Source organism: Roseibium marinum (assembly GCF_002906165.1).
Classification (GTDB): domain Bacteria; phylum Pseudomonadota; class Alphaproteobacteria; order Rhizobiales; family Stappiaceae; genus Roseibium; species Roseibium marinum.
Map to the genome: position 1 here is coordinate 1230416 of NZ_PPCN01000001.1, position 24917 is coordinate 1255332.

Genomic DNA, 24917 nt, shown 5'->3' on the forward strand with positions numbered 1-24917 from the left:
TGCGCTAGCTGTTGTTCTCGCGTTCGATCGCCCGCCAGCCGATATCGGACCGGCAAAAGCCGTCCGGCCAGTCGATCTTCGAGATCGCTTCATAGGCGGCCTGCCGGGCCTCAAGGACGCTGGATCCGAGAGCGGTCACGTTCAGAACCCGGCCGCCATTGGCAAGCAGGCGTCCACCTTCCCGCTTCGTCCCGGCGTGAAAGACTTCAAGCCGGTCGGAGGAAAGCGGGTCCAGGCCACGGATTTCCGTTCCCTTGTCGTAGTTTCCCGGATAGCCATCGGCCGCCATGACGACGCAGATCGCGGCTTCGTCGCGCCATTGCGCGGAAGCAGTCGCGAGCCTTCCGTCGACGCTGGCAAGGATCAGCTCCAGCAGGTCGCTTTTCAGCCGCATCATCATCACCTGGCATTCCGGATCGCCGAAGCGGGTGTTGTATTCGATGAGTTTCGGACCGTCCTCGGTCATCATCAGGCCCGCGTAAAGCACGCCCTTGAACGGCGTGCCGCGTCCGGCCAGCGTCTCGATTGTCGGTTCGATGATCGTCTTCATGACGTCCGCGATCAGCGGGCCGGTCAGGACGGGCGCGGGGGAATAGGCACCCATGCCGCCGGTGTTCGGGCCCTCGTCGCCGTCGAAGGCGCGTTTGTGATCCTGTGCGGTTGCCAGCGGCAGGGCGTGCGTGCCGTCCGACAGCACGAAAAAGCTGGCTTCCTCGCCCTGCAGGAACTCCTCGATGACGACTTCCGCCCCGGCGGCACCGAACGAGCCTTCAAAACAGGCCGTCACCGCGTCCTCAGCTTCCTGCAAGGTCATGGCGACGACAACGCCTTTGCCGGCGGCAAGCCCGTCGGCCTTGACGACAATGGGGGCCCCTTTTTCCCGGACATAGGCAAAGGCCGCGTCGCGCGTGTCGAAGCGGCCGTAGCCTGCTGTCGGAATGCCGGCTTCGTCACAGACGCCTTTGGTGAAGGCCTTGGAGCCTTCGAGCTGAGCAGCCGCCCTGCTCGGACCGAAAGCCTTCAGTCCGGCCGCTTCCAGATCGTCCACCAGTCCGGCCACCAGGGGGGCTTCCGGTCCGACCACCACGAGGTCGATGCCCTTTGCCCGGCAGAAGTCGATCACTGCCTGATGGTTCGAGACATCCAGATCGCATAGCTCCGCCACCTGGGCGATGCCGGCATTGCCCGGCGCGGCATAAAGCTTGGTCAGCCGTGGAGATTTCGCCAGCGCCCAGGCCAGGGAGTGTTCGCGGCCACCGGATCCGATGAGGAGAAGTTTCATGAGTGTCCAGTCTCAAAAGCAGATTGACGCCGCGCTGAGTTTTGCTGCCCGCGGCGACTTGTCGAATTCGATGCCGCGGGGTCTATCACGCGGACAGGTGAGCTGCAATTCGAGGAGCGGCAAACGGCCGGGATTTCCCGGATGCGACTCTCAGAACCGGAGATCTGCGGCGGCAATCATCCGCCCACGGTCACGCGGCAGTAAAGGATATTGTCCATTTCCAGGTCCTGGCCCCAGATCAATCTGGCGCTGCCGTTCCAGGTGATCCGGTCATAGCCGCCCTTGGGGCTGACATCCCCGGCGCTGTGCACGGTGGCCGCCGGCCAGGAGCTGTCGTCAAAATCCGGGGCCATCCAGTTGGCCGGCGCCGGCGTTACGGTCTGCGCGCAACTGGCGCTGGAGACATCCGGCTTGCGGTCGCTCTCACACGACCGGTCGGCCGGTGCCGACTGAACCGTCAGGCAGCGCCAGTCGGATCCTGTCGCGGCCAGAAACCTGCCTGAGGCGGCATCATGGAACTGGGCGATCGCGCCGCCGTCGCCCATCTGCTGACGGCGGGTGCCTATATATTCAAGGCCGGTATCGTTTTCCATGAAATCGCGGAACTCGAACGCGATTGTCATCGGCAAATCGGCGTTGAATTCGAACCGTTCGGCATTGAAGGAGCGCTCCGTACGGATGGAGACGCTGTCCTCCAGAAGCGGCGACCCGTTGATGTAAAGCTTGAACCAGTTGTCCACCCAGACCCCACCGAGGATCCTGTGCGCCCCAGCGGAACTGATCGTGCTTTCATTCAGGTCCTGTCCCTGGACACCGCGCGGAGGAGGGGCTTTGCCACCCGGTGGCGGCGGCGGCTTCTGTGCGAAGGCTGCAGCCGGGACGGCCGCCAGGGCGACGGCGACGGTGACAGCGAATTTTGAGGTAAGAATTGCGGAAAGCTTCACAACGTGCTCCATCTGTCGGCCACGATATGGTCACTATGACGCTTTGCGGAACGAAATTCACCTCTGCTAGATGTTAAAGTGCCGATGAATACAAGCGGCGGCCGGAAGGGCCGCCGGATCTGCGAATCTCGGATGGGCAGGAAGATGTTTTTTTCAACCAAGGACACAGGCCCGGTCGCCGATGCGGTGAAGCAGCATTGGGTCGACACGCGGCTTCCGGCGGCCCTGCGCCCCTACGCGCGGCTGGCCCGCTGGGAACGGCCCATCGGCTGGTGGCTGCTGCTCTGGCCGTGCTGGTGGTCCGCCGCCCTTGCCGCGATTGCCGCCGGCAACGGCTGGCCGAACCTGTGGCATCTGGTTCTTTTCCTGGTAGGCGCCGTGGCGATGCGCGGGGCAGGCTGCACCTATAACGATCTTGTCGACGTGGATATAGATGCCAAGGTTGCGCGCACACGTTCCCGGCCGATTCCGGCCGGACAGGTGACGAAAAACCAGGCGAGGATCTTTCTTGTGCTGCAGGGACTGATCGGACTGGCCGTCCTGCTGCAGTTCAACAGCTTTACAATCGGTCTCGGCATTGCCTCGCTGATCCCCGTCGCCATCTACCCGTTCATGAAACGCGTCACCAACTGGCCGCAGCTTTTTCTTGGCTTCGCGTTTTCCTGGGGCGCGCTGATGGGCTGGGCGGCTGTGTTCGGATCGCTGGGCTGGGCGCCCGTCCTGCTGTATCTCGGCGGCATCTGCTGGACCATCGGCTACGACACGATCTATGCCCATCAGGACAAGGAGGACGACGCGTTGGTCGGTGTCAGGTCGACGGCGCGGCTATTCGGCACGCGCACCAAACCGGCCCTGATCCTGCTCTACGCTGCCGCCACCGGACTGTTCATGCTGGCCGCCACCGCCGCCGACGCGGGCCCGGCCGCCTTTCTGGGTATTGTGGCGGGCGTCGTCCATCTCGGCTGGCAGGTCATCGTTCTGGACATCGACGACGGCGACCAGTGTCTCAGGCTGTTCCGCTCCAACGGCACCTATGGTTGGATCCTGTTCGCCGGGTTTTGCACCGACGCGCTGATCGGGTGGTTGTGAGGCAAGGGGAGGCAAAAAGAGGCCCCGCCGCGCGGAACCTTTCCATAATTTTGCTTCACAAAGAGGAATGGTTCACGCTCACGAGCGCGCGATGATTTCGCGTTCGTTTCGATGGACAGCCGTTGCCGTTGACGGACAGCCGGGCGCGCGTCTGTTGAGAAAGCGTGGACGGCGGCCTATGAGCATGCGCAATTACCAGCGCTGGGCGTTGCAAACCTTGGAAAACCCTCGTCCAGAAAATCATGGGACTGCATGGCCAGAACAGCATAATCGGAAATTTGCGTGGTCATTCGCTCCACCCCGAGTATCCGGCACTCATTCAGGCTTGCGTGCGGACTCAGCCAGAAGCCTCGTCAGCATTTTCCTGATGTGGTTCTGGGCGCCGAAAAAGACTGCGGCCACGAAGATCCTGTTTTGCTCGGGGTAGGCAACGAACCAGACCGCCGCCTGATCGCGGCGCACGAAGCGCAGACCCGGCAAGATATCGGGCCTGAGCGTGCCGATAAACGGCGTCGCCACGAGGTCGTCAATAGAGGTTTGGATTGCTCTGAGACGTTTCGCTGCGTGTTCGAAAGCGGACTCCCGGTCTTCTCCCAGGTCGACGTAAGTCAGGAACAGATGGTCGAAGATGAGCTCGAAATCGCGTTCCGCGGCAACCGAATAGTCAAGTGTCCACACGCAGGCCACGACGTTTTCGCTCGATCATGGTCTCTGTCCGGCGTTCCATGTCCGCTGCCGGAACAGTCTGCCCATGCAGACGCTGTTCGAGGAGCTCGCGCAAGGCCCGGGCCTCGAGAGACTCCAGCTCGTTTTTTTGACGCAGCAGTTCCAGGCCCTGCTGCAGCACGGAACTGAGGCTTGAGAACTGGCCGGAGTCCACAAGGGACCGCGCGAAGGCGTCCTGTTGTTCTGTCAGCGAAATTGATGATTTGATGCTCATCCGATGCTCCTGGACAACAAGGTGCTACCCAGTAGCATCGATGTCAAGCGCATGTTCCACAGATCTTCACGAGCGCGCGATGATCTCGCGTTCGTTTCCATGCACAGCCGTTGCCTCCGCCGGACGGCCTGGCAGGCGTCTGTTGAGAAAGCGTGGGCGGCGGCCTGTCAGGAGGCGAAGCTTGCGGCGCGGGGCCGGAGTTGCCGAAGGTCTGGCGCTGTAGGCATCAATCGGTTTCACCTTGCCACCCAGGTCACAGACCAGCATCGGCAGGTTCAGGGTCTGCGCCCAGCGGCTCCACAGCGCGGCAAGTTCGTCCGAAGTTTCGGTTTCGGCGAGTGTGATCGACAATGCGCAGTCCGGATGTTTCAGGATCAGCGCCGCCACGATATCCCCGGGAGCAGCCCCCGGCACGATCCGCACCATGACGCCGTCAAACCCGTGTGCGGGAACGACGACGGTGACCGGAACTCCGGCAACCCGGCGCTTGATGATCACCCTGTCGCGATCAAGAATTATGTCTGCGGGAAGAGCAGCGGTTCCCGGCCTGGATTCCAGTCGTTGCTGGAAGTGGGCCGGCAGGCAACCGGGATGCGGCATCGCTTGCGCGCCACTCCCGGTTGCTGCCGTTTCCTGTGTTTCTGTTTGACGTCTCAAATGACTCTCCACCGGACCTTTTGGTCTCTGATGGCCTGAAGGTAGATCAGAAAGGTCGTGAAGCACTTAAGAGACACGGTTAAAAAAGTCTGATTTTAAAGAGGGTTACCGGAATGTAAGCGAAGAGGTAATACCTGATTCAGGAGTGTGGCAGAACACGATGATTACAATCAATGCGCGAATTACCGATAGAGGCGGATCGCTGACCGGCATGCAAGCCTCGGCACCGGATTTGCGCGGGTCGAATTGACCCGCGATCTGATTTGAAAGGATCGGGTTGCGTTATCGTCCTATTTAAAGAGCGGCGGAATTCTCCCGGCCGGACTGAACCGGAATGGCACAGGCTGTTGGCAACCCGCTCCGGTGGTTGCAGGCAGCCGGTGCGAAGCGTAAACAACTGCCGGAGCAAAAGGCGGAACTCATGTCGGAACTGATTGATCAAAGCGAATTGCAGTCACGGGCTGCGCGTCTTGTGGAAGCGGCCCGCAAGGCCGGGGCCGATGCCTGTGACGCGGTGGCGGTCACGGGCGTGTCGCTGGGCGTGGACGTCAGGGAGGGCAAAGTCGAGGAAACCGAGCGCGCGGAAGGCGACGACGTCACGCTGCGCGTCTTCGTCGGCAAACGCACCGCTGCGGTTTCGGCCAACCGTCTGGACGATCCGGCGGGCCTGGCCGAACGCGCCGTCGCCATGGCGAAGGTCGCCCCGGAAGACCCATATGCGGGACTTGCCGATCCGGAGCTGCTGGTGAAGGACTTTCCGGTACTGGATCTTCTCGACACGAAGGAAATGACCGCCGAGGACCTGAGCGAGATCGCGCTGGAAGCCGAAGCTGCCGGTCTTGCCGTCGAAGGGGTCAGCAAATCAGGGGGCGCGGGTGCCTCCTGGCGTCTGGGCGGCGTCGTTCTGGCCACCAGCCACGGGTTCCAGGGCTCCTACATCTCATCGCGCTACGGCATGTCCATGACGGCGGTTGCCGGCGACGGCACGGCCATGGAGCGCGATTACGACTTCGATAGCCGGACCTATTTCGAGGACCTGGAATCTCCGGCCGAAATCGGCCGCCGGGCGGGAGAGAGGGCCGTACGCCGTCTCAATCCGCAGAAGCTGTCCACCCGGACCACCAATGTCATTTATGAATCGCGGGCGGCCCGCAGCATTCTCGGTCACCTGGCGGGGGCGATCAACGGGGCCTCGATCGCGCGCAAGACCAGTTTTCTGAAGGACAGGATGGGCGAGCGGATTTTCGCGCCCGGTATCCAGGTGATCGACGATCCGTTCAAGCGCCGCGGCGCGGCGACCCGCCCGTTCGACGGCGAAGGCACAAAGGCCGACGTCCTCGACGTGATCAGCGACGGCGTGTTGCGGCACTGGTTCCTGGATGGAGCAACCGCGCGCGAACTTGGCCTGAAACCCAATGGCCGTGCCCATCGCGGCGGCAGCGGAACATCGCCGGGCGCGACCAACATCACGCTGATGCCGGGTGACAAAAGCCTGGAAGAGCTTATGGCCGAAGCCGGTGAGGGGCTGCTGGTCACCGATCTCATCGGGCACGGCGTCAACGGTCTGACCGGCGACTACTCCCGCGGTGCCGCCGGGTTCTGGTTTGAACAGGGGAAAATCGTCAAGCCCGTCAGCGAGATCACCATCGCCGGAAATCTCAACGACATGTTCAGGCGGCTGGTGCCGGGCAGCGATCTGGACAACCGCTATTCGACCGCGGCGCCGTCGATCATGATCGAAGGAATGGCTCTTGCAGGAAACTGACAAAGGCAATCCAGGTCCGGAATCGGAGATGGCAACAGATATGCGCCTGCTGGAAACGGCGGCGCGGCAGGCCGGGGAACTGGCGCTGAGCTATTTCGGCCGGGACCCGGAAACCTGGTTCAAGGGCAACAAGTCGCCCGTTTCGGAAGCAGACCTTGCCGTAGACAGGTTTCTGGCGGACGAACTGCGGGCAGCCCGTCCGGATTACGGCTGGCTGTCGGAGGAAACCGCCGACGACCGGCAGCGCCTCGACCGCGAGCGGGTGTTCATCGTCGATCCGATCGACGGAACGCGCGCCTTCCTTGCCGGTGGCAACGAATGGACGGTGTCGATTGCCGTCGTCGAGAATGGCCGGCCGGTTGCCGGCGCCGTGTTCTGCCCGCTCCGCGAGGAAATGTTTCTGGCAAGCACCGGTGGCGGAGCCTGGCTCAACGGCCTGCGGATGTCGGTGTCCCGGCAGGGTAGTATCCAGGGGGCGAGCTTGAGCGGCCCGCATTCGATCATCGCCAATCAGGACGTCATCGCGGCCGGATTTGTCCGCGCGGATATTCTGCGCTCTCTCGCTTACCGCCTGGCAACCGTGGCGGCGGGACGGGTCGATGTGGGCGCGGCTCGTGGTGGACCGAGCGACTGGGACCTTGCGGCGGCCGATCTTTTGGTGCAGGAAGCAGGCGGCCATCTGACCGATCTGTCCGGACAGCACCTGATTTATAATCGCGCGAAGACCGGTCATCCGGCTTTGGTCGCAGCCCCTCAAGCGCTGATCGGGCCAGTGTGCGACGCGCTCGGGAACTTGATCAAATGAGCGGCCGATTGACGAACAGCGAGGATATTCATGAGTGACAACGACACCCCGAAGCAGCTTTTGCACCTCGTGTTTGGCGGTGAGCTGGACTCGCCGGACGGACTGACCTTCCGCGATCTGGACGCACTGGATATCGTCGGCATCTATCCGAACTATGCCGAAGCCTACACGGCCTGGAAGTCGAAGGCACAGTCAACGGTCGATAACGCGCATATGCGTTATTTCATTGTTCACATGCACCGCTTGCTCAATCCGGAAACGGAAGCCTGAGCCGGCGCATCTTCGGGCGACAAGAAAAATGATCAAACGCCTCGGCCGCCATCCCTGGGTCCTGTCGGGTGTGGGCACCTTGCTCGCCGCCTATCTGAAGCTGGTCAACCGCACCAACCGCTTTGTCCTGGACCCCGAAGGGATCTATGACGAGACCGAACCGCATCTTCCGGTTATCGTGGCGATGTGGCACGGCCAGCATTTCATGGTGCCCTTTGCCAAGCCCGCTCACTGGCCGGCGAAAGTCATGATCTCGCGGTCCGCCGACGGCGAGGTCAACGCCATCGCGGCCCGCAAGCTCGGACTCGGCCTGATCCGGGCTTCCGGTGGCAGAAACGCCCGCCAGATCAGGAAACGCGGTGGAATGCGTGGTTTCATCGAAGCGCTGAGAGCCCTGAAGGACGGGTATACGATCGCCATGACCGCCGATATTCCCAAAGGTCCGGCGCGCAAATCCGGCGTCGGCATCGTGCAACTGGCGAAACATTCCGGCCGTCCGATCCTGCCTGTCGCGGTGGCGACCAGCCGCAGCATCGAACTCAACAGCTGGGACAAGGCGAGCGTGAATCTCCCCTTCGGGCGCGGCGGGATCGCCGTCGGCGAGCTGATCCGGGTTCCGGTCGAGGCCGGGGACGATGAACTGGAAATCTTCCGTCAGCAGGTTGAGGACAGCCTCAATACGGTCACCACACGTGCCTATGAACTTGTCGGCAGGGCGGAGAAGTCCGTGACCTAGGTCATTTTGGAAATAGATCGGCTTTTGGACGTTTATTCGGTTCAGATTGAACGTCCGCTGGTCTGGACCATCCCGCGTTCGCTCGAATTGAGGCGCTGGTGGTAAGGAGTGGGAGATATGCAGGCTGGGCGTCGCCCCTTGCTCATCAGCGCCTATCGGGGGCTTTCCCGGGCCCTGACGCCCCTGTTCCACCTTCTCTTCTGGTGGCGCTGCCGCTCCGGCAAGGAGATCGCGCAAAGGAAGGGCGAGCGTTTCGGCCGGCCGCAACAGGCGCGTCCCTCCGGGCACCTCATATGGGTCCACGCGGCAAGCGTCGGCGAGACCATGTCGGTGCTGCCGCTGATCGAGGCCTTGTGCGCTTCGGGCAACAAGGTGCTGCTGACGACGGTTACCGTTACGGCGGCTGAAATTGCCGCGACGCGGCTTCCGCAAGGCGCGTTTCACCAGTTTGTTCCCTACGACGCGCCGGTTCCCCTGACCCGGTTTCTCGATCACTGGTCTCCCGACCTTGCGATGGTGGTCGAATCGGAGATCTGGCCGTGCCAGTTCGATGAATTGCGGAGCCGCAATGTGCCCTTCATATTGCTGAACGGCCGTCTTTCGGACACCTCCCACAGAAACTGGTCACGGCTTCCCGCAGCCTCCCGGTATGTCTTCGAATGCCTGGACCTGGTGCTGGCGCAAAGCGCCGCCGACGCGGGACGTTTCCGCCGCCTTGGCTGTAAAAGGGTGGAAACGCCGGGTAATCTGAAATTCGACGCCAGTGTGCCGGAGGCCGCGGAAACCGAGATAATGGACCTTCGCAGCCAAATCGACGGCCGGCCCGTCTGGCTGGCCGCGCTGACCCATCCGGGTGAGGATGCGATTGCCCTGCGTGCCTTTGAAAAGCTTCTGAAGGAATTTCCCGACCTTCTGCTGATTCTGGTCCCGCGCCACCCGGCCCGCGCCGATGACATCGCGGAGCTGATCGGCGGATACGGCCTGACCTGCACCCGCCGGAGCACGGGTGAAAAAATAACACCGTCCACAAGGATCTATCTTGGGGATACACTTGGCGAGATGGGACTTTTCTACAGGCTGGCGCCGGTGACCTTTCTTGGCGGATCTTTCACTGACGTTGGCGGGCACAACCCGGTTGAAGCGGCTCTTGGCGGATCCGCGCTCGTGACCGGACCGCATGTGGCCAATGCACGTGCTGTCTACAAGGAGTTCTGGGCAGGCAAGGCGGCATTGCGGGCGTCACAGCCCGAAGACCTGACGGATCTGGTCGCCGGTCTGCTGCGCCGGCCGGAAGATGCCCGCGACCAGGCGAGCCGGGCAAGGGCTCTTGTAGAAGCCGGCAGGGGTGTCCAGGAGAAAATCCTGTTGTTGTTGCGGCCCTATCTGAAAGATCGCGCCGATGGGCGGGAACCGGAGGCGGAACGTGGGCAAAGCTCCTGACTTCTGGTGGAAACCGGGACTTTCTCCGATGGCTCTGCTTCTGGCCCCCGCCGGCTGGATCTACGGTCTGGTCGCCGGACGCCGGATGCTCGCAAGACCGAAGGCGAAGAGCAGGCTGCCGGTCATCTGCATCGGCAATTTCGTGGTCGGAGGGGCCGGAAAAACTCCGTTCGCGATCGAACTGGCCTATCGGCTGCGGGAAGAAGGCTACCGGCCCGGGTTTCTCCTGCGCGGCTATGGCGGCAGCGAAAAAGGACCGCTGCTCGTGGCCGCCGACGTCCAGGGAGCCGCCGATGTCGGTGACGAGGCCCTGCTTCTGGCCCGTTACGGGCCGACGGTGATTTCCCGCAACCGCCCGGCGGGCGCGGCGCTGGCGGAAGAACAGCCGGTCGATGTGCTGCTGATGGATGACGGGTTTCAGAATCCCGCCCTCGCCAAGGATCTCAGCCTCGTGCTGGTCGATTGTGCCGCCGGTTTCGGCAACGGGCTCTGTTTACCCGCCGGTCCGCTGCGCGCTCCGGCACACAAGCAGATCCTCAAGACCGACTGCCTTGTGCTGGTGGGCGAGGGCGATGCCGCGGAACAGGCGGCTCATCTTGCCGGGCGCAAGGCGCTGCCGATCCTGCATGCCCACCTGAGGCCGCAGCCGGACGGGGAACTCGAGGGGCGCAAACTCTTCGCCTTCGCCGGGATCGGCCGGCCGCAGAAATTCTTCGGCTCGCTGAAAGAGCTGGGCTATCAGGTGAAACAGACTCGCGCTTTCGCCGACCACCATCCCTACACCGAGGCCGATGTCCGGGCCCTTTTGACGGAGGCGGAAGAGGCGGGGCTGCAGCTCGTCACAACGGCCAAGGATATGGTGAGGCTGGAAACCTCGGACGGAGAACTCTTTCACTGGATCGCGTCCACAGCTCGGGTGCTCGAAGTGCGCATGGACATCGACGACGAGGACCGGCTGATGGGCCTGATCAGGGAAACGCTGCGCAATCGGAGTTTCCACCAGCAAGCTTAGGCAGGCTTGGTTTCCAGATACCGCTTCATGGAAGCCTTGGCATCGACATAGGCTTCCTGGCGCTCGACGGACCAGTATTTCAGTTCATCGAGCGGAATTGCAGTGCCTGTCACGGCGCAGCGCACGAAGGTGCCCGGTGTTTCCACCTGATAGTCGCCGTCCAGATACCGGACGCGGGCTTCGCTCGGAATGCGTGGGTTTTCGTAACGGTTCATCATCTGATCGGTTCCAGGCGGTCTAACGACAGCACCTTCTAAGCCAAAACACCATTTCAGGGCAAGCGGCGCGGTTCCTGACTGTGCTCCAGTGAGGCATTGCCGGTCTTTGGCCCACCGGTCTCCGGGAACCGGATCAGCGTGGCTTGGCGTCTTTTACGGAGGCGGCGGCGCGGCTTGTCATTTTGGCTCCGAACTGCGGCCGAACGATATTCGCGTCGGTCTGTTCGGACGGCGGCGGCGGACCGGAGACCGACCCGGACCGGGCAAGAACCTTCGCCAGCAACGGATGCAGCCCGTCGCCACGCGTGGCGGCAAGAGCATGAAAGGACAGCATCTGGGGAAGGTCATCTGACGCGGACATGGTCTTGCACCCTTTTGTATCCTCTTTCAGGCAAAGCGCCTTACGGGATGGTTTGCGGCAGGCCGAATTCACCGGCGAACGAAATGCATCGCGTTTATTTTGCGTTGCATCATTAATATGAATTTTATATTCAAGTTTAAATTTTCGCAAGTGGAATTCCGAGATTTTCGGATGATTTATGCGTCAGAAACCCTATGTTGGGGATAAACCAGCGATAACAACTCCGGTTATGGCGGCTGAATAATTCCGGGTGGATGCGATCGCATGCCGACCCACAAACACGCCAGGGCCGGCCGGAGGCAGACAGGACGCGCGCATGACAATTTCCACCACAGATCTTATCGAGTCTTCCGGCCTGGGTCTGGAAACAGCCAAGCGGATCACCGCGGAGGCTCTCTCCGGCGCCGATGACGGTGAGCTTTTTGTCGAATACCGGCAAAGTGAAGGTCTGGTGTTCGACAACGGCCGCCTGAAGGGGGCCAATTACGATACGGCGCAGGGATTCGGCCTGAGGTCCGTGGCCGGCGAAGCGGCCGGATATGCCCATGCGGGCGACATTTCCGAGGGTGCTCTGAAACGGGCCGCCGAAGCGGTCAGCGCGGTCAAGAAGGGGTATTCGGGCAGCTATGCCGCGGCTCCGTCCAGAACCAACCAGTCGCTTTATACCGATGCCAATCCTCTTGGCGGGCCGAGCTTTGAGGAAAAGGTCAAGCTGCTGCAGGAAATCGACGCCTATGCACGGGCGAAAGACCCGCGGGTGCGTCAGGTTTCCGCTTCGCTGGCCGGTTCCTGGCAGGTGGTCGAGATCCTGCGCGCCGACGGCCATCTGGTACGCGATGTCCGTCCGATGGTCCGCCTCAGCATCTCGGTTGTCGCGGGCAATGACGAGCGTCAGGAAAGCGGCTCTTTCGGCTGCGGCGGCCGTGAGGGTTTCGGACGCTTCATCACGACGGAAAACTGGCAGGGCGGTGTGGACGAGGCGCTGCGTCAGGCGCTTGTCAATCTGGAGGCTGTCCCGGCACCTGCCGGCACCTTCGATGTCGTTCTCGGCCCCGGCTGGCCCGGCATTCTTCTGCACGAGGCGGTGGGCCATGGCCTGGAAGGCGATTTCAACCGCAAGAAGACCTCCGCCTTCGCCGGTCTGATGGGCCAGCGCGTCGCGTCGCCGGGCGTCACTATCGTCGATGACGGCACCATTCCGGACCGGCGCGGATCCCTGACCGTGGATGATGAGGGAACACCGGCCAGCCGGACCATGCTGATCGAGGACGGTATCCTCAAGGGTTACATGCAGGACCGCCAGAACGCCCGCCTGATGGGTATGGAGCCGACCGGAAACGGCCGCCGCCAGTCCTATGCGCATATTCCCATGCCGCGCATGACAAACACGGTCATGATGGCCGGTGACAAGGACCCGGAGGAAATCCTGAGGTCCGTCAAGGACGGTATCTACGCGGTCTCTTTCGGCGGCGGACAGGTCGACATCACCTCGGGCAAGTTCGTGTTTTCCTGCACCGAGGCCTACAGGGTCGAAAACGGCAAGGTCGGCGCTCCGGTTAAGGGGGCGATGCTGATCGGCAACGGTCCCGATGCCCTGACGCGGGTTGCGATGATCGGCAACGACATGAAGCTGGACCCAGGCATGGGCACCTGCGGCAAGCAGGGGCAGGGCGTGCCCGTCGGAGTCGGCCAGCCCTCCATGCGCATCAACGGGCTGACGGTCGGAGGAACGGCGGTCTGACAGTGGCGGGGCGGTATCATGGCGGGCATCGACTTCGTCATATTCGACATGGATCAGGTTCTCTACGGCTATGATCACCGCACGCGGCTTGCTCTGCTCCATCAACTGGGCGAGATAACCCTCCGCCGAAGGCTTGAAGGCCTTCCTGCATAGGGTTGGACAGGCCTGACGCAACAGGTGTGGTCTTTTCGGGCCGAAGGGCGGCCCCGAAAGGATTTGAGGACCCATTCCTCACTGCCACGCTGGATTTGTTAACGGCAAAGCGCATATTCTTTTCACAAGGAAGATACGCCGGGTCCGCTCGAGGTGGATACCGGCGGGACGTCTCCGATATTTCGAAGTCGATCAATTCCCTGCACGCACGTGCTCCACATGCATGCAGGCTGATCCGGGGAGAGAGAATGGCCGTTGAAGGTGCGCCTCCGTTTTTCGCTGAATCGATAGTGTTTCTGGCGGCGACAGTTGTGGCTGTTCCAATTGCAAAGCGCCTTGGGCTCGGATCGGTGGTCGGCTATCTGGCGGCCGGCGCCATGATCGGGCCGCACGGACTGCGGCTGCTCGGATCGGGGGAAGACGTCCTTCACGTTGCCGAACTCGGCGTTGTCCTGCTTCTCTTCGTGATAGGCCTGGAGCTGGATCCGCAAAAGCTCTGGCGGATGAAACGGGATATTTTCGGCCTGGGAACGGCGCAGGTCCTGCTGACCGGAATAACACTCTACGCCGTGGGCCGGTATGCCGGCTATCCGTACTCGACCGCGCTTGTCGCCGGGTTCGGTCTCGCCTTGTCCTCCACCGCCTTTGCCTTGCAGATCCTTCAGGAACGGGGGCAATTGTCATCGGCCTATGGCCAGCGGGCATTCGGGATACTGTTGCTTCAGGACATCGCCATTGTCCCGCTTCTGGCGATGGTTGCCATTCTGTCCGCGGGCGAGGGACCGGCGACCGCGGCCGATATCGTCCGGGAGGTCGTTATCGTCCTGGCCGCCGTCGCCGCGGTGATCCTGACGGGACGCTATCTGGTTTCGCCGATTTTCCATTTGCTGGCGGCAAGCCGGGCCCGGGAAGTCATGCTCTCGGCTGCGCTCCTGGTCGCGCTGGGCAGCGCGGGCATTGTCCACGCTGTGGGGCTCTCCATGGCGCTGGGCGCATTCCTGGCCGGCGTTCTGCTGGCCGAATCCAGTTTCCGCCATACGCTTGAAGCCGATATCGAGCCCTTCCGCTCCCTTCTCATGGGGCTGTTCTTCGTCGCGGTCGGCATGTCGCTGGATGTCTCTCTCGTCGGCGCGAACTGGGAAATTGTCGCCGCCGGCGTTGCCATCGTCATGATGGTCAAGGGAATTTTTCTCTGGAGCCTTTCGCGCGCGACCGGATCGCCGAATTCCGATGCCTTGCGTATCGCGGTGACCCTGCCGCAGGGCGGGGAGTTCGCCTTCGTGCTGTTCACCGCCGCCGTCAGCAACCGCCTGCTGGACTACCAGACGGCCAATCTCCTGACCGCGATTGTCATTCTCTCGATGCTGTTGACGCCGCTTGCCTGTCTCGGTCTCGACAGACTTGCGGCCAGGGTGAAGGCACGCGGCGTTGAAAACCCCTCGATCGAGACCTTCGAGGAGGCGACACCCGCTGTCCTGGTCATCGGCTTCGGCCGTTTCGGCATGGTCGTCGCGCAGATCCTGACGTCGGAGGGCCTTGAAATCACGGCCATCGACAACCGGCCGGACCGCATCGCCTATGCCCGCAAGCAGGGCTACAAGGTCTACTACGGCGATGCGACCCGCGCCGATGTCCTTGCCGCCGCGGGCGCGGGCAAGGCGGCGCTCGTTGCCATGTGCATCGAGAATGACAAGGTGATGGCAAAAGCCATCGACCTAGTCCGCGAAGGCTTCCCGGACACCCTGATCTTCTGCAGGGCGACGGACCGGGCGCATGTGCTGGACCTCACAAGGCGCGGAGTGGATTTCCAGATCCGCGAGACCTTCGAATCGAGTGTCGTTTTCGGCCGCGCGGCACTGGAGGCGCTTGGCACGCCGCTCGACCGGATCGATCAGATCGAGGAAGACGTCCGCTACCGGGACGATGAGCGTCTGGCAATGCAACTCGCCGACGGAATATATGCGGGTGCCGACCGTCTTCACCGGGTGACCCCGCGCAAGGCCGCCGAAGACAAGCAGGACCTCCCGGCCGAATGAAAAAGGCGCCACAACGGGCGCCTTTGGATTGCGTAAATTTCGCGGATGTCAGGGCAGGGCTTCGAAACCCGCGGAAAACCCGTCCAGCGAGATCGGAATGCCGATCCCTTCCTCGGGGGTCTGGAAGATGATGAAGGTCGCCTGCGCTCCTGTCTGCAGTTTCGTGAGCAGATCCTCTTCGAGGATCACTTCGGCGATGCAGCCGTTCGGCAGGCAGCGGACGAAGCCGGCGCGTCCGATATCCGCGTTGTCGACACGCAGCCCGAGGCCCGAAGGCAGGAGGACACCGAGCGGTGCGAGCACTCTCAGGATACGGGCCTGCTTGTCGGCGGTTTTCAGAATGATTACCGACAGGCCGACATTCTCCCGGTCTGCCGCCGTGACGTTCTGGATCAACGCGCATTGTTCGCTGGAGGCGCCAGGAGGTGTATCGCAGCGCATTTGCCAGTCTCCATGCGCCGAGCGGACCTCTCCCTGTGCCAGAACGGGAAGCGTGCCTTGCGCAAAAGAGGCAAGAACGATTCCCGTGGCGGCGGCGATTTTAAACAAAATCGACCTTGAGCGCCCTGCCGGGCGGGCGGAGATGGGTTTTGGCAAATGGGCTGACAAGAAATCCTCCAGTCAATCGGTGTCCGATCCGTTGAGAGCCGGCCGGCGGAAAAATGTGTCCGGTTCCGCGAATCATGGTGTTATCCCGGCCAGACATTGCCGCATGACGGCGCGCGTTTCCAGTCTCACCGGAGCGGGAAGGTCATGAGTAGGCGGTTTTTTTGTCGAAAATCCGCCTGTCCTTGACGCCCGTCAATCGTGCGGGGGCATTTAGCCGCTGTGAAAAGTAGGAAATTCCGTTGCAGCCTGTCGTATCTTGTGGTTTTTGTGCGGCACGCAGGTGTCGGCGGGGTGATGCGGCACATCGCCGCTCTGGCTGATTGTAGCCATCGCCCTTGATGCCAGTTTGTGGTTATAGTTCCGGCAATCTGATAATCCTGTCCGAGGTTAGGACGCGGTAAAATGGGCTTGCGAAGCTGTGCTAAGCCCGTTACTGCCGCACTGGATTGGACCGGATCTGAAACCGGTGCTTAACGTATGCGCCGCATCTCATGCGGCTGAGGGAAGGGAGCGCGGACGTGAAGGCAGTCTTCAAGCGTCTCATGACTATTGCCGGATTGGCGGCGACAATTGCTGGAGTGTCAACGGCGGCTCTGGCGGCTGAGTCCGGCATGAAAGAGTGGCAGTTCGGGTTTCAGAAATCCGTGACGGACGTGATGGACGACATCACGTGGTTCAACGATTTCACGCTGATCATCATTACGATCGTCACCTTGATGGTGCTGGCGCTGCTCATCATCTGCATTTTCCGCTTCGGCGTGAAATCGAACCCTGTGCCGTCCCGCACCTCGCACAACACGATGATCGAGGTGGTCTGGACGATCGCTCCTATCCTGATCCTGGTCGTGATCGCGATCCCGTCGTTCCGCCTGCTTTACAAGCAGCTGGACATTCCGGAATACGACATGACCGTCAAGGCCACCGGCTATCAGTGGTACTGGGGATATGAATACACCGACGAAGGCATGGGTGAGCTTTCCTTCGATTCGCTCATGATTCAGAACGACGAACGCCAGGCTGTCGCCGATGCGCGCGGCGTCTCCCTGAACGAAGTGCCGCGTCTGCTGGCTGTCGATTACGATCTTGTCATTCCGGTGGAGACAACCGTGAGGATGCAGGTGACCTCGGAAGATGTGATCCATTCCTTTGCAATGCCGTCGTTCGGCGTTAAAATCGACGCGATCCCGGGCCGGTTGAACGAAACCTGGTTCCACGCCCGCCAGGAAGGCGTCTTTTACGGCCAGTGCTCGGAACTGTGCGGCAAGGATCACGCCTTCATGCCGATCGCCATCCGCGTTGTGTCCACGGATCAGTTCCAGACATGGGCTGCAGCCGCTCAGGACGATCTGGACACTGCCAACGAACAGCTCATGGCATCGATTGCAGCGGACAAGAAGCTCGCTGTGAAAGGCAAGCTGGAAGAAATCTCCGTCGCCGCGAAATAACGCGGCGGCGAGCCTTTTGGGCGATGCGCGCGATGACACGCAGCGCCGCTGAGAACGACTAGAGAGGGAGCCGAAAATGGCTGCGACCGAAGCACATGCTGCACATGACCATCCGACAGGATGGCGCCGGTACGTCTATTCGACGAACCACAAAGACATCGGCATGATGTATCTCATCTTCGCGATCATTGCAGGGATCATCGGCGGCGCACTCAGCGTCGGCATGCGATTGGAACTGCAGGAACCGGGGATGCAGATCTTCTCCAATCCGCATATGTTCAACGTCTTCACGACCGCGCACGGTCTGATCATGATCTTCTTCATGGTCATGCCCGCGATGATCGGCGGATACGCCAACTTCTTCGTGCCGATCATGATCGGCGCGCCGGACATGGCGTTTCCGCGGATGAACAACATTTCCTTCTGGCTTCTTCCGCCGGCTTTCCTGCTTCTGCTCCTCTCGCTCTTCGTGGAGGGCCCTCCGGGCGCCAACGGCGTCGGTGGCGGCTGGACCATCTATCCGCCGCTTTCGACCTCCGGCCAGCCCGGCCCGGCCATGGATATGGCGATCCTGTCGCTGCACCTTGCAGGGGCGTCGTCGATCCTGGGCGCGATCAACTTCATCACGACCATCTTCAACATGCGTGCCCCCGGCATGACCATGCACAAGATGCCGCTGTTCGCCTGGTCGGTTCTGATCACCGCGTTCCTGCTGCTCCTGGCCCTGCCGGTTCTGGCGGGCGCCATCACCATGCTTCTGACCGACCGTAACTTCGGAACCGACTTCTTCAATCCGGCTGGCGGCGGCGACCCGATCCTGTTCCAGCACCTGTTCTGGTTCTTCGGCCATCCGGAAGTGTACATCCTGATCCTGCCGGGCTTCGGCATCATCAGCCACATCATCTCCACCTTCTCCCGCAAGCCGATCTTCGGCTACCTCGGCATGGCCTACGCCATGGTCGCGATCGGCGTCGTCGGCTTCATCGTGTGGGCGCACCACATGTACACCGTCGGCATGTCGTCCGATACGCAGGCCTATTTCGTGGCCGCCACAATGGTGATCGCGGTTCCCACCGGGGTGAAAATCTTCTCCTGGATCGCCACCATGTGGGGTGGTTCCATCGAGTTCAAGACGCCAATGGTCTGGGCGATCGGCTTCATCTTCCTGTTCACCGTCGGTGGTGTGACGGGTGTGCAGCTCGCCAATGCCGGCCTCGACAGGTCCTTCCACGATACCTATTACGTCGTGGCTCACTTCCACTACGTCCTGTCTCTGGGGGCCGTGTTCGCGATCTTCGCGGCCTGGTACTACTGGTTCCCGAAAATGTTCGGCTACATGTATAACGAGACGATCGGCAAGACCCATTTCTGGATCACCTTCATTGGTGTGAACCTGGTGTTCTTCCCGCAGCACTTCCTGGGTCTCAACGGCATGCCGCGCCGCTATGTCGACTACCCGGACGCGCTGGCCGGCTGGAACTTCGTTTCCTCCATCGGATCCTACATTTCCGCCTTCGCGGTTCTGGTGTTCCTCTTCGGTATCGTCGAGGCTTTCGCCAAGAAGCGTGCCGTCGGCAACAATCCGTGGGGCGAAGGCGCGACGACACTGGAGTGGACGCTGCCGTCTCCGCCGCCGTTCCACCAGTTTGAAACCCTGCCGCGCATCAAGTGATCCGCGGCCGGAGGACCAGTCCTCCGGGTTGAAATCCGCACCGCGCCGGACCCCGGCGCGGTGCATGCTGTAAATGACTGCCCGGGCGCTGTGCCGCCCATTGCGCCGCCTGAAAACGCGCAAGCTGCTGCAACAAGAAGTCAAAGGACACGCCCATGTCGCTCGTTGAGCGCCAGGATACGATCAGCCAGGACAGTTCCGTCTGGGACGGTGGAATGGGGTCGGTGAGCGACTATGTGGCGCTCCTGAAGCCGCGTGTCATGTCGCTGGTGATCTTCACCGCTTTTGTCGGCCTGATGCTTGCTCCCGGTTCCGTCCATCCGGTGCTCGGCGCGGTCGCGATCCTGTGCATCGCCATCGGGGCGGGGGCTTCCGGCGCCCTGAACATGTGGTACGACGCCGACATCGACCGGATCATGTCGCGCACGCGCAACCGGCCCATCCCGGCCGGAAAAGTCACCGGCGATGAAGCCCTTGCCTTCGGGATCACCCTGTCGATCGGCTCCGTGGTCACCCTCGGCCTCCTGGTCAACTGGTTCGCGGGCGCCTTTCTGGCCTTCACGATCTTCTTCTATGTGGTGGTCTACACCATGTGGCTGAAGCGTTCGACACCGCAGAACATCGTCATTGGTGGCGCCGCCGGTGCCTTTCCACCCATGATCGGCTGGGCCTCGGTCACCGGATCCGTCAGCCTGGAAAGCTTCGTCCTGTTCCTGATCATCTTCATGTGGACACCGCCGCATTTCTGGGCGCTGGCCCTGTTCAAGAGCGTGGATTACCGCGCGGCCGGTGTGCCGATGCTGCCGGTGGTCGCCGGGGAAACCAGCACACGGCACCACATTCTGGTCTATTCCCTGCTGCTCGCTCCGGTCGGTGTCGCGCCTTACCTTCTCGGTTTCGCGGGCCCGGTCTACGGCGCGGCCGCGGCGCTGCTCGGACTGACCTTTCTGGCGCTGGCCGCCGATGTCTGGCGCAAGCGCGATGGCGATGTGGCGCGTCTGGCCTGTGTACGTCTGTTCAAATATTCCATCTTCTATCTGTTCATGCTCTTCGCCCTGCTTCTGGGCGAAAGCCTTGTAGCGGGAGCCTGAACCGATGACGCAAGAAGAGCCAGGCATCACGCTGACGGATGAGCAGAAAAAGAAGCGCCGCTCCAGGTCGATTGCGATCGCGGTGGTTCTGGGAGCGCTCGTCGTCCTTTTCTACGTGGTTACCATCGTCAAGCTGGGACCGGGCATCATGGACCGGGCGCTTTGAGGAAGAGACCGTGAGCAGAACGCAGAGCACTCAGACCCTGTCCCGCAGCAATCGCAAGGTCGCGATTGCCTGCGCGGGTGTGTTCGCAGTGATGGTCGGTGCCGCCTATGCCGCTGTGCCGCTCTACAATCTGTTCTGCAGCGTGACGGGTTTCGGGGGGACGACTCAGGTCGCGGATGCGGAAAGCGACGTGATCATCGACCGGATGATCACTGTGCGTTTCGACGGCAACGTCAATCATGCGCTGCCCTGGAAATTCCGGCCCGTGCACAGGTCCGTCACGCTGAAGATGGGCGAGACCGCAAAGCTTGCCTATGAGGCGACCAGCACCGGCTCGGGGCCGACCGCCGGGACATCGACCTTCAATGTGTCGCCGCCGACGGCGGGGGCCTATTTCAACAAGCTGGAATGCTTCTGCTTCACCGAGCAGAAGCTCGAAGCAGGCGAAACCGTCGAAATGCCGGTCGTCTTTTTTGTCGACCCGGAAATGGACAAAGATCCGGAACTGAAATCGGTGAAGGAAATCACTTTGTCCTACACCTTCTTCCCGGTAGAACAACCGGAACGTCCTGTTGCGGCACGGGCCGATAAACCCGCTGCTGAAACGAACTTGTAAGCAATCGCGCGAGACTGCGCTTGAGATGACTGTGTTTGGGGAGCTTGCCGATGGCTGAGGCACATACCAAGAACCACGATTACCACCTGGTGGATCCGAGTCCGTGGCCATTCATTGCGTCCATGGGCGCATTTATCATGGCGCTCGGGGCCATTGGCTTCATGAAATACAGCCAGGGATCGGAATTCGTGCTGCTCGGCATCGATCTGACGGGCTGGGGCCTGTTCGCTGTCGGTCTGCTGATCGTTCTCTACGTGATGTTCGGCTGGTGGCGCGATACCATCCGCGAAGGCCGCGAGGGTCATCACACCCGCGTGGTTTCCCTGCATCTGCGCTACGGCATGCTGCTCTTCATCGCTTCGGAAGTGATGTTCTTCGTTGCCTGGTTCTGGGCCTATTTCGATGCGTCGCTGTTTGCCGGCGAGGCCATCCAGTATGCCCGCGTCGAAGCGACGGGCGGGCACTGGCCGCCGGTAGGTATCGAGACTTTCGACCCGTGGCACCTGCCGCTGCTCAACACGCTGATCCTGCTGTGCTCCGGCACCACGGTCACCTGGGCGCATCACGCGCTGCTGCATGACGACCGCGAAGGCCTGAAATGGGGTCTGACGCTGACGGTTATCCTCGGTGTGCTCTTCACCATCTGTCAGGCCTATGAATATGCCCATGCCGCCTTCTCCTTCGACGGCAACATCTATGGCGCGACCTTCTTCATGGCGACCGGGTTCCATGGTTTCCACGTCATTGTCGGGACCATCTTCCTGCTGGTCTGCCTGATCCGCGCGCTGATGGGCCAGTTCACGCAGAAACACCATTTCGGCTTCGAGGCCGCTGCATGGTACTGGCACTTCGTTGACGTCGTCTGGCTTTTCCTGTTCGTCTCGATCTACATCTGGGGCGCAGGTACTCCGGCCGCTCACTAGAGCATCTGCGTTCAACTGAACGCCCGATGCTCCTGGGCGGTATCACCAGGGTCGTGAAAGTGCCCGATCCGGTTTCCGGATCGGGCACTTTCGTTTTCGCAACAATTCATGAGGCAGGATATGGAAGACAAGGCACACTTTCCCCCGGTCAATCCGGTGTCCGCGGGCCTCTCGGGCAAATGCCCGCGTTGCGGACAGGGAAAGCTGTTTGAGGGCTTCCTGTCCGTGAAAAAGTCCTGCATGGCCTGCGGCCTGGATTTTTCCTTTGCCGACAGCGGCGACGGCCCGGCCGTCTTCGTCATCATGCTTGTCGGCTTCGTCGTCGTCGGCCTTGTCCTGTTTGTCGAACTCAGCTTCCAGCCGCCGGTCTGGGTTCATCTTGTCTTGTGGCTGCCGTTGACCGTCATCCTGGCGGGCGGCGTCCTGCGGCCCCTGAAAGGCCTGATGATTGCCCTGCAGTTCAGGCACAAGGCCGAGGAAGGCCGTCTTGATGACAGCCAGGACTCCTGAGGCCAAGACCGCGCGCGGCACGCACGAAAGCAGATCCCGTCATGGGGCCAATTAGAAAACTTCTTATTCCCTTCATAGCCGCCGCGCTCGCTTTGCTGGTGCTGCTCAAGCTGGGCTCGTGGCAGCTCGACCGGCTGGCCTGGAAGGAAAACCTGATCGTCCAGGTCGAGGAAGGCGTTTCGAAAGAACCGGTCGATGCGCGCGGCCCGTCAGAATGGCAGCGTCTCGCCGAGACCGACGACTATCGCCATGTCAGCGTGACGGGTAGGTTCCTGCCGGGCGCGGTCTTCTACTACACTGCCTTGAGCGATCCGGCAGGACCTGCGGGAGGGCCGGGCGTGATGACCTACGCGCCTTTCGAAACCACCGGTGGCTGGGTCGTGCTCGTCAATCGCGGGTTCCTGCCCCAGGGTCTCGACGGCGAGCACCGCCGGCTGGCTCTCATGCCGCCGCAAGGCAAGATGGACCTGACCGGCCTGCTGCGGCTCAGCGAAAAACCGAACTGGACGACACCGGAGCCGGACCCGGCCGACAACATCTGGTTCGCCCGCGATACGCAGGCCATGGGAGATGTCCTGAACGTCGGCCCCGCTGACCTCGCGCCATACAGCATAGACCTCGACGCGGCGTTCACACCTCCAGGCGGTCTGCCGCAGGCGGGCGAAACCATTGTCCGTTTCAAGAACGACCACCTCGGCTATGCCCTCACCTGGTTCGGCCTCGCCGCGACGCTTGTCGGCGTTTTCCTGACTTATGCTGCGGGTATCCTCTGGCCGCGAGACCGGCGGGATGCTGATCGATCTTGAGATGATCTGACGTATGGAAATCCTTACGGAAGGGCCCTGATCGCTGGCCGCGATCAGGGCCCTTCCGTGCATCGGAAATATAAACCGGACCCTGGCGTCAGCCGAGCGCTTCCAGAATGGCGGCCGCGCCCGTCTTTGTGGCTTCGCCCGGGCTTTCCTCGATGGCGAGGAAGGTGACGACCCCGTCTTTCGCGATCAGCGCGAAACGCTGGGACCGGACGTGGCCGAAGATCGGCGCCGGGCCGAGCCCGAGGCCGGCGGCTTCGACGAATTCAGCTCCGGTATCGGACAAAAAGGTGATGTTGCCGCCGGTGTTGGACGCTTTCTGCCAGGCGTCCATGACAAAGACGTCGTTGACCGAAACCACCGCGATCGTTTCAATGCCCTTGTTTTTCAGCGTTTCGGCATGTTCCACGAAACCGGGCAGGTGGTTCATGTGGCAGGTCGGCGTGAAAGCGCCTGGAACGCCGAAGAGAACGATGGTTTTGCCGGAGGTCAAATCGCCGGTCGACATCTCGCCGGGCCCGTCGGCGGTCATGATCTTGAACGTGGCGTCCGGAAGGCGGTCTCCAACCTTGAGTGTCATAACAATTATCCCTTGTCTGTGTCGGCTGAATAAAACGGTGCAGTCGGGAGAACAAATAGAACGTTCCGGTGCGTCCGTCGAGGGACGCCCGGGCAAAATGCGGCCTCCGCCGTCTTTCAGGATTTGCATCCTGCGTGAAGGACGCGCCGGAGGGCGCTATTTCACCCAGCCGGGATCTACCGGATGCAGATGCTCGATGGCCCTGCCACCGGCGGACAGGACGAGCCTGAGCATGCTGTCTTCGTCTGAGACCGCAAGCCCCCGGGTTGGCAGCTTCCAGAGGGCCTCGCCATCTGTGTGGCCTGTCAGTTCCGGCAGACCGATGAAGGAGCCTTCCGGGCCGGCTACGAATAGCTCTGGAGCCTCTGCTCCCGCCACCCTTGCCTTGATGACGAGGCTGGCCCGGTCCCGTGACGCCACGACCGAGGTGATTTCGAGATCGCCGTTCTTGCCTGCCACGGGAACGGCGGCAAGATCCCGGGCGATGAGCTTTGCCGCGATCGTATCGGCTTCCGACCCGGGATCGAGGTCGAGCGAGAGTGACGCGTCGCCCGGCACGCAGATTTCGTTGCAGATGCCGAAAAAGACGTCGACAGCGAGCCGGACGGATTTCCGCGGGTCTTCCGGAACTACCTGCATCGGCAGCACGATGCCGCCGTGATAGACGATCGACCGGGAAAAACCGTCGTCATAGTGTTCGGGAACCGGATAGAGAACCTCAAGGTCTTCAAGGTTGTCCGCGCCTGAAAGGGTGATCTGCGGCGGTATGCCCGCCTCGCCCGGATAGCGCCAGTAGGTGTGCCAGCCCGGTTCCAGCAGGAATTCCAGGCCGGCTTGATAGTGTCCGTCTACCAGAGTGCCTGAAGCAATCAGGCGCACGGCTCCGCCCTGGACCTCCGTCCAGTCCGTCATGGCGGCCCGGGAGGGGGAGGCAAGCGTCAGCAACGCGAGGGAGAATGTCAGGGCAATCCGGTTCATGCACTCAGTGCTACACGAGTTTCGCGCAAGCGTCATGGGCAAGTGTGCCCCATCCGGGTCATATCC

The 24917-nt window shown here is 61.7% G+C and carries 28 protein-coding genes; 18 read left to right on the top strand and 10 right to left on the bottom strand.

The window, feature by feature from the left end; genetic code table 11:
• Positions 1-4: 4 nt before the first annotated feature.
• Both purD and CLV41_RS05770 read right to left on the bottom strand, forming a co-directional pair.
• Positions 5-1282 carry a phosphoribosylamine--glycine ligase gene (gene purD, locus CLV41_RS05765; protein ID WP_103221228.1) on the bottom strand — a complete coding sequence of 426 codons (1278 nt, stop codon included), beginning with the start codon at positions 1280-1282 and terminating at the stop codon, positions 5-7.
• A gap of 176 nt (positions 1283-1458) precedes the next feature.
• The gene (locus CLV41_RS05770) at positions 1459-2226 is read right to left on the bottom strand and encodes a hypothetical protein (protein ID WP_208987292.1); all 768 of its coding nucleotides are present in this window, start codon (positions 2224-2226) and stop codon (positions 1459-1461) included.
• Between the two features lie 144 nt (positions 2227-2370).
• On the opposite strand from CLV41_RS05770, the gene ubiA reads away from it, so the two are divergent.
• A complete protein-coding gene (gene ubiA, locus CLV41_RS05775; protein ID WP_103221580.1) occupies positions 2371-3315 on the top strand; it encodes a 4-hydroxybenzoate octaprenyltransferase in 945 nt (314 codons plus the stop codon).
• A 315-nt stretch (positions 3316-3630) separates the two neighbouring features.
• Here the strand turns inward: ubiA and CLV41_RS05780 are convergent, their stop codons facing one another.
• From CLV41_RS05780 to CLV41_RS05790, 3 genes are all read right to left on the bottom strand, one after another.
• Positions 3631-3993 carry a type II toxin-antitoxin system RelE/ParE family toxin gene (locus CLV41_RS05780; RefSeq protein ID WP_103221230.1) on the bottom strand — a complete coding sequence of 121 codons (363 nt, stop codon included), beginning with the start codon at positions 3991-3993 and terminating at the stop codon, positions 3631-3633.
• Positions 3980-4255, bottom strand: a complete 276-nt coding sequence (locus tag CLV41_RS05785; protein WP_103221231.1) for a ribbon-helix-helix domain-containing protein — start codon at positions 4253-4255, stop codon at positions 3980-3982. Before CLV41_RS05785 ends, CLV41_RS05780 begins: the two co-directional genes overlap by 14 nt.
• Before the next feature lie 66 nt (positions 4256-4321).
• Complete coding sequence (locus tag CLV41_RS05790) at positions 4322-4912, bottom strand: DUF6101 family protein (protein WP_208987294.1); 591 nt, start codon at positions 4910-4912, stop codon at positions 4322-4324.
• A 421-nt stretch (positions 4913-5333) separates the two neighbouring features.
• Between CLV41_RS05790 and CLV41_RS05795 the strand changes: the two genes are divergently transcribed.
• The 6 genes from CLV41_RS05795 (at position 5334) to lpxK (ending at position 10940) form a co-directional block, all read left to right on the top strand.
• Positions 5334-6677 (top strand): TldD/PmbA family protein, encoded by a 1344-nt coding sequence (locus CLV41_RS05795; protein ID WP_103221581.1) that lies wholly within the window; start codon positions 5334-5336, stop codon positions 6675-6677.
• Positions 6678-6705: 28 nt separating this feature from the next.
• On the top strand, positions 6706-7482 hold the full coding sequence (locus CLV41_RS05800) for a 3'(2'),5'-bisphosphate nucleotidase CysQ (RefSeq protein ID WP_103221233.1): 777 nt from the start codon (positions 6706-6708) through the stop codon (positions 7480-7482).
• Positions 7483-7512: 30 nt separating this feature from the next.
• Positions 7513-7752 carry a DUF4170 domain-containing protein gene (locus tag CLV41_RS05805; RefSeq protein WP_103221234.1) on the top strand — a complete coding sequence of 80 codons (240 nt, stop codon included), beginning with the start codon at positions 7513-7515 and terminating at the stop codon, positions 7750-7752.
• Positions 7753-7780: 28 nt separating this feature from the next.
• Positions 7781-8488 (top strand): lysophospholipid acyltransferase family protein, encoded by a 708-nt coding sequence (locus CLV41_RS05810; protein WP_103221235.1) that lies wholly within the window; start codon positions 7781-7783, stop codon positions 8486-8488.
• 117 nt (positions 8489-8605) lie between these two features.
• On the top strand, positions 8606-9928 hold the full coding sequence (locus CLV41_RS05815; protein ID WP_103221236.1) for a 3-deoxy-D-manno-octulosonic acid transferase: 1323 nt from the start codon (positions 8606-8608) through the stop codon (positions 9926-9928).
• Positions 9912-10940 (top strand): tetraacyldisaccharide 4'-kinase, encoded by a 1029-nt coding sequence (gene lpxK / locus CLV41_RS05820; protein WP_103221582.1) that lies wholly within the window; start codon positions 9912-9914, stop codon positions 10938-10940. The genes CLV41_RS05815 and lpxK overlap by 17 nt, the downstream gene beginning before the upstream one ends.
• Here the strand turns inward: lpxK and CLV41_RS05825 are convergent.
• Both CLV41_RS05825 and CLV41_RS27470 read right to left on the bottom strand, forming a co-directional pair.
• Complete coding sequence (locus CLV41_RS05825) at positions 10937-11158, bottom strand: DUF2093 domain-containing protein (RefSeq protein ID WP_103221237.1); 222 nt, start codon at positions 11156-11158, stop codon at positions 10937-10939. The genes lpxK and CLV41_RS05825 overlap by 4 nt on opposite strands.
• Before the next feature lie 133 nt (positions 11159-11291).
• Positions 11292-11669: a hypothetical protein gene (locus CLV41_RS27470; RefSeq protein WP_146048517.1), complete on the bottom strand. Its 378-nt coding sequence runs from the start codon at positions 11667-11669 to the stop codon at positions 11292-11294.
• Between the two features lie 166 nt (positions 11670-11835).
• Between CLV41_RS27470 and tldD the strand changes: the two genes are divergently transcribed.
• From tldD to CLV41_RS05840, 3 genes are all read left to right on the top strand, one after another.
• Entirely contained in the window at positions 11836-13260 is a 1425-nt protein-coding gene (tldD, locus tag CLV41_RS05835; protein WP_103221239.1) for a metalloprotease TldD, read from the top strand.
• A gap of 18 nt (positions 13261-13278) precedes the next feature.
• Positions 13279-13413, top strand: coding sequence for a hypothetical protein (locus tag CLV41_RS28280; protein WP_268952618.1), 135 nt, complete (start codon positions 13279-13281; stop codon positions 13411-13413).
• Between the two features lie 248 nt (positions 13414-13661).
• The gene (locus tag CLV41_RS05840) at positions 13662-15449 is read left to right on the top strand and encodes a monovalent cation:proton antiporter-2 (CPA2) family protein (RefSeq protein ID WP_103221240.1); all 1788 of its coding nucleotides are present in this window, start codon (positions 13662-13664) and stop codon (positions 15447-15449) included.
• A gap of 48 nt (positions 15450-15497) precedes the next feature.
• Here the strand turns inward: CLV41_RS05840 and CLV41_RS05845 are convergent, their stop codons facing one another.
• Positions 15498-16058, bottom strand: a complete 561-nt coding sequence (locus CLV41_RS05845; RefSeq protein ID WP_408013548.1) for an invasion associated locus B family protein — start codon at positions 16056-16058, stop codon at positions 15498-15500.
• 518 nt (positions 16059-16576) lie between these two features.
• On the opposite strand from CLV41_RS05845, the gene coxB reads away from it, so the two are divergent.
• The 8 genes from coxB (at position 16577) to CLV41_RS05880 (ending at position 23287) form a co-directional block, all read left to right on the top strand.
• Positions 16577-17503, top strand: a complete 927-nt coding sequence (coxB, locus tag CLV41_RS05850) for a cytochrome c oxidase subunit II (protein ID WP_408013550.1) — start codon at positions 16577-16579, stop codon at positions 17501-17503.
• A 76-nt stretch (positions 17504-17579) separates the two neighbouring features.
• Positions 17580-19175, top strand: coding sequence for a cytochrome c oxidase subunit I (gene ctaD, locus CLV41_RS05855; protein WP_103221241.1), 1596 nt, complete (start codon positions 17580-17582; stop codon positions 19173-19175).
• 155 nt (positions 19176-19330) lie between these two features.
• The gene (locus CLV41_RS05860; protein WP_103221242.1) at positions 19331-20266 is read left to right on the top strand and encodes a heme o synthase; all 936 of its coding nucleotides are present in this window, start codon (positions 19331-19333) and stop codon (positions 20264-20266) included.
• Positions 20267-20270: 4 nt separating this feature from the next.
• A complete protein-coding gene (locus CLV41_RS28065) occupies positions 20271-20432 on the top strand; it encodes a hypothetical protein (RefSeq protein WP_235867064.1) in 162 nt (53 codons plus the stop codon).
• Positions 20433-20442: 10 nt separating this feature from the next.
• Positions 20443-21048, top strand: coding sequence for a cytochrome c oxidase assembly protein (locus tag CLV41_RS05865; protein WP_235867065.1), 606 nt, complete (start codon positions 20443-20445; stop codon positions 21046-21048).
• Between the two features lie 50 nt (positions 21049-21098).
• Positions 21099-21971: a cytochrome c oxidase subunit 3 gene (locus CLV41_RS05870; RefSeq protein ID WP_103221244.1), complete on the top strand. Its 873-nt coding sequence runs from the start codon at positions 21099-21101 to the stop codon at positions 21969-21971.
• A 120-nt stretch (positions 21972-22091) separates the two neighbouring features.
• Positions 22092-22481 (top strand): DUF983 domain-containing protein, encoded by a 390-nt coding sequence (locus tag CLV41_RS05875; RefSeq protein WP_103221585.1) that lies wholly within the window; start codon positions 22092-22094, stop codon positions 22479-22481.
• 41 nt (positions 22482-22522) lie between these two features.
• A complete protein-coding gene (locus CLV41_RS05880) occupies positions 22523-23287 on the top strand; it encodes an SURF1 family protein (RefSeq protein ID WP_103221245.1) in 765 nt (254 codons plus the stop codon).
• A gap of 97 nt (positions 23288-23384) precedes the next feature.
• Here the strand turns inward: CLV41_RS05880 and CLV41_RS05885 are convergent, their stop codons facing one another.
• Both CLV41_RS05885 and CLV41_RS05890 read right to left on the bottom strand, forming a co-directional pair.
• Positions 23385-23873: a peroxiredoxin gene (locus tag CLV41_RS05885; RefSeq protein WP_103221246.1), complete on the bottom strand. Its 489-nt coding sequence runs from the start codon at positions 23871-23873 to the stop codon at positions 23385-23387.
• A gap of 156 nt (positions 23874-24029) precedes the next feature.
• Complete coding sequence (locus tag CLV41_RS05890; protein WP_103221247.1) at positions 24030-24851, bottom strand: protein-disulfide reductase DsbD domain-containing protein; 822 nt, start codon at positions 24849-24851, stop codon at positions 24030-24032.
• Between the last annotated feature and the right edge of the window lie 66 nt (positions 24852-24917).

Bases quoted from the DNA above. Each gene is read 5' to 3' on its own strand.
- purD (WP_103221228.1), bottom strand. From the start codon at position 1,282: ATGAAACTTCTCCTCATCGGATCCGGTGGCCGCGAACACTCCCTGGCC.
- ubiA (WP_103221580.1), top strand. From the start codon at position 2,371: ATGTTTTTTTCAACCAAGGACACAGGCCCGGTCGCCGATGCGGTGAAG.
- CLV41_RS05785 (WP_103221231.1), bottom strand. From the start codon at position 4,255: ATGAGCATCAAATCATCAATTTCGCTGACAGAACAACAGGACGCCTTC.
- CLV41_RS05795 (WP_103221581.1), top strand. From the start codon at position 5,334: ATGTCGGAACTGATTGATCAAAGCGAATTGCAGTCACGGGCTGCGCGT.
- CLV41_RS05800 (WP_103221233.1), top strand. From the start codon at position 6,706: ATGGCAACAGATATGCGCCTGCTGGAAACGGCGGCGCGGCAGGCCGGG.
- CLV41_RS05805 (WP_103221234.1), top strand. From the start codon at position 7,513: ATGAGTGACAACGACACCCCGAAGCAGCTTTTGCACCTCGTGTTTGGC.
- CLV41_RS05810 (WP_103221235.1), top strand. From the start codon at position 7,781: ATGATCAAACGCCTCGGCCGCCATCCCTGGGTCCTGTCGGGTGTGGGC.
- CLV41_RS05815 (WP_103221236.1), top strand. From the start codon at position 8,606: ATGCAGGCTGGGCGTCGCCCCTTGCTCATCAGCGCCTATCGGGGGCTT.
- CLV41_RS05825 (WP_103221237.1), bottom strand. From the start codon at position 11,158: ATGATGAACCGTTACGAAAACCCACGCATTCCGAGCGAAGCCCGCGTC.
- tldD (WP_103221239.1), top strand. From the start codon at position 11,836: ATGACAATTTCCACCACAGATCTTATCGAGTCTTCCGGCCTGGGTCTG.
- CLV41_RS28280 (WP_268952618.1), top strand. From the start codon at position 13,279: ATGGCGGGCATCGACTTCGTCATATTCGACATGGATCAGGTTCTCTAC.
- CLV41_RS05840 (WP_103221240.1), top strand. From the start codon at position 13,662: ATGGCCGTTGAAGGTGCGCCTCCGTTTTTCGCTGAATCGATAGTGTTT.
- ctaD (WP_103221241.1), top strand. From the start codon at position 17,580: ATGGCTGCGACCGAAGCACATGCTGCACATGACCATCCGACAGGATGG.
- CLV41_RS05860 (WP_103221242.1), top strand. From the start codon at position 19,331: ATGTCGCTCGTTGAGCGCCAGGATACGATCAGCCAGGACAGTTCCGTC.
- CLV41_RS28065 (WP_235867064.1), top strand. From the start codon at position 20,271: ATGACGCAAGAAGAGCCAGGCATCACGCTGACGGATGAGCAGAAAAAG.
- CLV41_RS05870 (WP_103221244.1), top strand. From the start codon at position 21,099: ATGGCTGAGGCACATACCAAGAACCACGATTACCACCTGGTGGATCCG.
- CLV41_RS05875 (WP_103221585.1), top strand. From the start codon at position 22,092: ATGGAAGACAAGGCACACTTTCCCCCGGTCAATCCGGTGTCCGCGGGC.
- CLV41_RS05880 (WP_103221245.1), top strand. From the start codon at position 22,523: ATGGGGCCAATTAGAAAACTTCTTATTCCCTTCATAGCCGCCGCGCTC.
- CLV41_RS05885 (WP_103221246.1), bottom strand. From the start codon at position 23,873: ATGACACTCAAGGTTGGAGACCGCCTTCCGGACGCCACGTTCAAGATC.
- CLV41_RS05890 (WP_103221247.1), bottom strand. From the start codon at position 24,851: ATGAACCGGATTGCCCTGACATTCTCCCTCGCGTTGCTGACGCTTGCC.